This window comes from Psychrobacter sp. W2-37-MNA-CIBAN-0211, assembly GCF_040309405.1.
Lineage (GTDB): Bacteria > Pseudomonadota > Gammaproteobacteria > Pseudomonadales > Moraxellaceae > Psychrobacter > Psychrobacter glaciei.
Window position 1 is genome coordinate 1 of sequence record NZ_JBEOOU010000052.1, and the last position, 391, is coordinate 391.

At 36.8% G+C, this 391-nt stretch carries 1 protein-coding gene; it reads left to right on the top strand.

The window, feature by feature from the left end:
* Positions 1–391, top strand: a 391-nt coding sequence (pelF, locus tag AAEY72_RS14245; RefSeq protein ID WP_352311152.1) for a GT4 family glycosyltransferase PelF, incomplete at both ends; no start/stop codon positions are given.

Sequence of the window (391 nt, forward strand, 5' to 3'; positions counted from 1 at the left end):
TATGTACGCGGTGGCGTATCAAGTTGGGTGCATCAAATAATTGAAGGCTTACCACATTATAATTTTGAGTTGGTATTTTTGGGTGGAGCACCTGAGCACTACGGCGAAATTCAATACCAGCTACCTGATAATGTGACTAAATTACATGTTCATTATTTAATTGAAAATAATACCACTGAAATAAAAGCGAAGCATGGCACTAAATACAAGCAAGAACTGTTTGATTTTTGGCAACAGCTGCAAAGCTACTTTCGTGACTGTAACGACCCTATACCCACTGAGTTATTAAAATTTGCTTTTGAAACACTCGGCAAAAAAGATGGCATTAATGCAGCCGATTTTTTATATAGTGAGTCATCTTGGCAAGCCCTTTCAAAATACTATTTAAGCT